The organism is Stieleria sp. (genome assembly GCF_041595215.1).
GTDB classification, from domain to species: Bacteria; Planctomycetota; Planctomycetia; order Pirellulales; family Pirellulaceae; genus Stieleria; species Stieleria magnilauensis.
In genome coordinates, this window is record NZ_JBFHKV010000448.1 from 1 (window position 1) to 6,314 (window position 6,314).

6 protein-coding genes are annotated in these 6,314 nt (G+C 59.8%); 1 reads left to right on the forward strand and 5 read right to left on the reverse strand.

The window, feature by feature from the left end; all coding sequences use genetic code 11:
• Positions 1-198 precede the first annotated feature (198 nt).
• The 5 genes from ABX749_RS17525 to ABX749_RS17545 form a co-directional block, all read right to left on the reverse strand.
• On the reverse strand, positions 199-864 hold the full coding sequence (locus ABX749_RS17525) for a hypothetical protein (protein ID WP_372897102.1): 666 nt from the start codon (positions 862-864) through the stop codon (positions 199-201).
• A complete protein-coding gene (locus tag ABX749_RS17530) occupies positions 861-2,852 on the reverse strand; it encodes a serine/threonine-protein kinase (protein ID WP_372897103.1) in 1,992 nt (663 codons plus the stop codon). Before ABX749_RS17530 ends, ABX749_RS17525 begins: the two co-directional genes overlap by 4 nt.
• Before the next feature lie 335 nt (positions 2,853-3,187).
• Positions 3,188-3,817, reverse strand: coding sequence for a hypothetical protein (locus ABX749_RS17535; protein ID WP_372897104.1), 630 nt, complete (start codon positions 3,815-3,817; stop codon positions 3,188-3,190).
• 93 nt (positions 3,818-3,910) lie between these two features.
• Positions 3,911-4,717, reverse strand: a complete 807-nt coding sequence (locus ABX749_RS17540) for a hypothetical protein (protein ID WP_145208340.1) — start codon at positions 4,715-4,717, stop codon at positions 3,911-3,913.
• A gap of 153 nt (positions 4,718-4,870) precedes the next feature.
• Entirely contained in the window at positions 4,871-4,993 is a 123-nt protein-coding gene (locus ABX749_RS17545; protein ID WP_372897105.1) for a hypothetical protein, read from the reverse strand.
• A 368-nt stretch (positions 4,994-5,361) separates the two neighbouring features.
• On the opposite strand from ABX749_RS17545, the gene ABX749_RS17550 reads away from it, so the two are divergent.
• Positions 5,362-6,314 (forward strand): aminotransferase class V-fold PLP-dependent enzyme (locus tag ABX749_RS17550; RefSeq protein ID WP_372897106.1); only part of this gene is annotated, 953 nt, incomplete at its 3' end.

Consider the following 6,314-nt stretch of genomic DNA (forward strand, 5'->3'; position numbering starts at 1 on the left):
CGCGGCATTGTAAACGGGGGCAATTTCGTCTGTCATGATCATCGTTTCTGCTGCCTGGCACCGGGAACCACCAAAGGGAAAGCTTACCGCAGATTGTAGACAGGCGTGCGCGATCGGCTATCCCACCGCAGCGGCCCGACTACCAAAAACCGCGATTCTCGCCCCGATGACGGTGCCGATGACAGCGATGACCAATCGCTACGATGCGTAGCGCCGGCTAAACACCCCCAGCACGCCTCCGGTGCAACACAGCCCGACCAGCGCCAACGCAAACAGACCTGCCATCGCCCGTAACCGTTCTCCGACGACAGAATTGTTCATTGCCCTGCGGATGCGCTTTCGGCTGTCGGCATCAAACGTCAGCTCGACCGCGATCTCGTGCAATTGGCGATCACCCATTTGCAGCGTGCCGACGTACCGTCGATCGACGAGTTCGTCTTCGATCCACCGCTCATCCAGGACCGCATCGTCACACACCCAGCCGGTCGTTTCTTTGATGTACAGCGCCACCGCGGCGGGCTTGAGCACCTCCAATTCCGCTTCACACTGTTCCATGGTCTCGGCGCCGCTGGTGGTGACAACCCACCGGTGGACCGGTGACTGCAGGTCCGGTTCGGTTTCAATCCACGTCGGCCGATCCTCGGGATAGGTCACATGGTGCATCGGAGCGACCGACAGTTCCGTCTGTTTCGGCTTGGCCGACGACACCGGATCGGCCGATGCGGACGACAGGGATAGCGGCTGCTCGGAGATGTTTTTGCCGGCGCGTTCGGCCGTGGCTTCGAGAGACGATTCGGCAAGTCCGACCGATGCGACAAACGCGACGACGAAACAGGCCGACGCGGCGGGAAAGAGCGTTTTCATGCGTTAGCCTCCCGAAGACGGGGTGACGGATGCTTGCGTCTCGGCCACGGGTTGGCCGCGAACATGCGTGGGTTGATCCAAGGGGCCGACATTTGCGTCGCCATCGCCAGCCCGCCGGCGACGAGCAATCCCATCGGTTGCGGAACCGGAATCAATTGATGCACTCCCCAGGCCGCGACACACACGACCGCCACGCTCCACAGACTCAATCGTGTTCGCCGCAGTGGATCCACGGACTTCCACCAACGGATGCCTCCGAACAACAACGCGAAGTGGGCCATCATGCCCGACGCCCGAATCGTCGAATCCTCACGATACAGCGCTTGCGGCAATTCAGAGCCCAGCATTTCGCTGCCGCCGGGAACCAGCGACAGCAGGAAAAATTCATTCAACGCATAGGCGAACAGTCCGACGCCGGCACCGACCCCCGCCAGCACCAATCGCCTGGGCAGCCCTTCGCCGTCGTCGCGTTCCCAAAGTTTTCCCAGTCCCAAGATGCCCTGCGCCCCGACCAACACGACCAAGCCCATCCAAAAGTACGGTGCCACGTCGACGGCGCTAACATCGCCGCTGCGCAGTCCGATCACTCCGGCGGCAACCGCCATCGTCAACACCGTCAACGACGACGCGATCCACGACGTGTTCAGCTCCGCCATCCGCACCAAGTTATGCTTCGCTCGCAGCAGATGACGTACCTCGCTGCGCCATTCTTGCCTGGTCCTGGCTTTGTTGGACGGGCCGGCTTGGGATGCAATCCGATGCGCCTTGGCATAGCTGGGCTGTTCACTCGAATGCAGCACCATCTGTCGGATGATGTAGTACGGTACGTAAAACGCACCCAAGATCGAAAGCGCCGGCAACAACCAATGTGTGTTGATGAACAGCACAAAGGCCAGGAAGGCGCCGATCCAAAACCGCGACCGCGGCGATTGCTCGAGCGATTTCCACCAGCACCGTAGATCATGGGCCGACGAGCGGATCGCTCGCAGCAGCGGTTCGTCGACCGAGGCCGGAGCCGCCGCCGCCGAATCGGAATACTCCAGTCCCAGTACCGGATCGATGGCTTCGGCGGATCGGCCGTTGTCACGCACGTCGTCCTTCCCATTGCCCTGCAGCCGATCGTGTAAACCCGGCTTGCCGGCCGGCGATGGAGCGTCCCCAATGGTCGCACTGACCAAGGTGGGGACTGCCGCGGCGTCGGAAAGGGAAAGTCCCAGCGGGGCAACCAGATCGGCAATCGTTGCCGGCCGTTTCGCCGGATCCTTGTCCAAGGCCGCCAGGATCGTTTCCCGATACGGCGACGTCACACCGGACAGATCGGGCAGCGCGGTGAGGTGTTTGACGATGATTTCGTGACAGCTCTCGCCGTCAAAGGGCACGCGTCCGGTCAACAGTTCGTAGAGCATGATGCCCAGTGCATAGACGTCGATCTCGCGACCGTACTTGCCGCGGCCGATTTCCGGCGCCATGTAGTGAAACGTGCCCACGCTCTCGGTGTGGCCGCCCCGCTGTGACGACGAGATGTATTTGCTCAAGCCATAATCACCGACCTTCACGATCCCCAGATCATCAAAGATGTTGCCGGGCTTCAAGTCACGGTGCACCAATCCGGCACTGTGCAGATGGGCCACGCCGGCGGCGATGCCGGCAAACCAGCGCCGCGCCTCGGCCTCGGGCAACCCGTCCGGGTTGCGATCGAGGATCTCACGCAGATTCGCCCCCGCCACGTACTCCATCACCACCCAAGACCCACCGTCGGCGTCCCGGCAAATGTCGTACAGGGAAACAAGATTCGGATGCTTCAGGTTCAAACATTGCGAGACGCCACGCAACTCGATTTCCAGGTTGCGTTGGATCCGCTTGAGTGCGACTTCTTTGCCCGCCTGGCTGACCGCAAAATAGACTTCGCCGAATCCACCCACACCGACTCCACGCCGTATCGTGTACGGCGGCAGCGGCTGAGAACCGGGGGCATAGGTAAAGGACATCGGTCGAGTTTCGGGGGGCGATCCGAGCGAAGTTTCGGTGAACGCAGGTTGCATTCTATCCTCATTCACGGAATCGTCACCCGAAAATTGCGGTTCGGGGTGGCTCGTTTTCCGCGCTTGCCCCTTGGACTTCGGTTGGCAGCATCGAAAGAACTTCGCGGCAAGTCCTGCTCTGCTTTTACGTCCCTGACGCTGCGTGGGCTCCGCTTCGCCGCCTGTCGGAGCGGCATGGGGATTGCCGATGCCCTGTGGCGTGCCGGCAACCTCGACCGACTCGATCGGTTGTTCTGTCATGTCTCGGCCAACGAGTGTGCGTGTTTCGGGGGCGAGAGTCTTCATACTTCTTCCAACATCATGTCGAGTTCACCGATCGAGACGCGGCGTCCCGGGACGAGGTCGACCGGTTGCGGTCGATTGGTTCGACGCGACAATCCGGCCGTCGTCGCGCCGGGTTTTAACTTCGCTTGCCAGCGTCCGTCGCGAAACACCAGCACCGCCGTCGTGTCCAGAGCGGTACAACGGATATGGTCGCCGGCACTCGGCCCGATCAAAACGGTTTGATCGACCAACAAGACCTGATCGACGTGCTGGTCAAACCGATGGGGCGGATCCAGCGACAGGATCGCGGAACGCGACAGCGGCGAGGGCTGATGCAGCCTGAGCGTGGCCGAACCCGAGATCGGAAACACGCTGTTGGCAACCAGCAATTGCCCACCGGCGTCCTGTCGTTGTAACGCTTGATCGTCTGCAGCGGACCAGAAATAGTCACCGTTGCGGCGAACCACGGTCCCTTCGCAGCGCCGCCAATCGGTGCGGACCTGGATGTCGGTCATTGAATCCGGTCGCGCGCCGCCGACGCTGACACTCTCTCCGGCCAACAACGCGAATCCGCCGCAACGATCGATCCACAAACGCCACGCGGACGTTTGAGCAGTGTCGGTCGTTGGGCGAATCGTTTCGTTCATCGGACAGGAGCAGAGGAGAAGCGAAGGTTGCGAGCGACTTCGGTGAACAGACTATTTCGGCGAACAGACTACTTCGGCAACTAGGCGCGACGTTCAGTCCAATTGAATGGAGACGAGCGCCTTGGGTTGGCTGGGCTCGGAGTCGAAGTAGTTGGCGATGTCGTCCAACAAGTCTTCGTCGCCGGACTCTTCCAAGTTGATTTCGCCAAAGTATTCCGCATCCACGCTCATCGTTTCTTCTTCGACGTCGATACGGGTTTCGATTTCGTCCAGCAGTCGACGGGTTTGGGACAGATGACTGTCATCCAAACTCAGCTCACTCGCCGTCTGGGCCACTCGAAGTGCACCCAAGCGTGCTTGCAAGTTCTCGACCTCCACCTCCAATTGCCGTTTCGCGCTCAGCATTTCTTCCATGCGATGTTGTGCGGCGGTCAACGTCGCCTGACGAGCGGTCAGCATTTGTTGCAGTTTATCCGCGGTCGCGCGGCGCGTCTTGAAACGCTTGAAGCGGTTCTTCAAATCGTCTTGAACTTGCACCGAAGTGTAGGTGCGACCGGCGTAGGTAAAGTACTCGTTGCCGCCCTCCAAATCGCCGGTCAATCGTTCGATGTCGTTCCGGGCCGAGGCCAGCCGAGATTCGGTTTCATTCAACTGTTTTTCCAACCGGACGACTTCGATTTTTTCGCGGGCAATCCGTTTGGCGTTGTCCGTGATCTCGGGCTTCAGGTCGGTGATCATTTGACGGGCCCGCTTCAGCTCCCACTCCAGGGGGACGGCGTCGCTGGCAGAATCGCGAAGCCAGCTGACTCCGCATCGGGTGTAACTGGCCAGCGGAACACCGACGGCCAAACTTGACAAAAGTGCGACGGCACCGCCGGCGACGATGGCTTTCTTTAACATGGACTTAGATCCCCAAAAATTGGCGTTCGAAGGGAGCCTTCATTGGGTCGGCTCGGGTTTCGTCCTCCTGTTCGGCACCCAAACGGAGTTCTTGGGGCGGTCGGAAAAAAAATTTGGGGATCTTTCGCGGTTTTGTTCACTCGGGGGCAGGCGTCATTCGCCGTCACCCGACGTATTGCTGCGGATCAGATAGTGGATCGGATCGTCCGCTGCGTCCCGGCGGAGGTAAGAAACCAAGTCCTGAAGGTCCGCCGCCGGATCAACCGCAGCATCCACGCGCGCCAGCTGCGTCCCCCCAGTTTGGTCACGGACCGACTCGTTGTCTCGGTTTGGTTTCGATTTCTCAACAAACACAAAAAGCCCCTTCTATGCAGTGAAAAGTAAAACGGACAGCTGCGCCTTATCACCATTCAGCTATCCACCATCTTAACTCGATAGCGTAACACGCGTGACACCCGCCTCGAAAGCGCACACATGCATCCGTTCGGTCGCCGACGCCGCTAACGGATGTTTCGAAACCGAAACGTTGCATTGTGACCCCACGGGATCGCCAATCTTGCGGGTGACAACCAGGGTTGCCTAGACTGTGCTGCTCGCCAATAAGGTGTCGGACACCTTTTTGGGCCCGATGAATTGGGGACAGCGTGTCAAATCCATTTCGAACACATTGGCGTCTCAACCCTGACGTCGACTTCCTGAACCACGGCTCGTTTGGCGCGACGCCGAGGGTGGTGATGGAGGCGCAGCGCGAGTGGATCGAACGGCTTGAATACGACCCGATTGAGTTTCTGGGACCGGAACGTTCGTTGTTGCCAAAACTGGATCGGGTCCGTGATTGCATTGGCAGTCTTGTCGGTGCCGACCCCAGGGATTTGGCGTTCGTGCGGAACGCGACCGATGGGGTTAACGCGGTGCTGCGATCGTTCCCCTTTTCCCCCGGCGACGAAGTGGTGATCACCAATCACGGCTACAACGCTTGCAACAATGCCGCGCGGTACGCAGCCGAACGCTGCGGTACAGAGGCTGGCGGCGCCACGGTGTCGGTCGCCGAGCTGCCGTTTCCGATTGAGTCAAACGCGCAGGTGATCGAGGCAATCGATGCGACGCTGACGTCCAAGACACGGTTGTTGTTGATCGATCATGTCACCAGTCCGACCGGCTTGGTCTTGCCCGTCAAGGAACTGATTGAACTGGCACATCGTCGCGGAGTGCGCGTGTTGGTCGATGGGGCGCATGCGCCGGGGATGGTGCCCGTCGATCTGTCTGATTTGAATCCGGATTACTATACCGGCAACCATCACAAGTGGTTGTGTGGCCCCAAGACATCGGGATTTTTGTACGTACGGCGCGACTTGCAACACGAAGTCCATCCGACCACGATCAGTCATGGTGCGAATTCACCGGGGCTTGGAAAGACGCCGTTTCTGGCAGAATTCAATTGGGTGGGCACGTACGACCCGACGCCGATTCTGTCCATGCCGGCGGCGATCGAGTTTCTCAGTCTGCTGAAAGAAGGCGGGTTATCGCAGTTGATGCGTGACAATCATGCACTCGTTCTGGCGGGGCGGCAAGCGTTGCTGGACGCACTTGGTTGTGA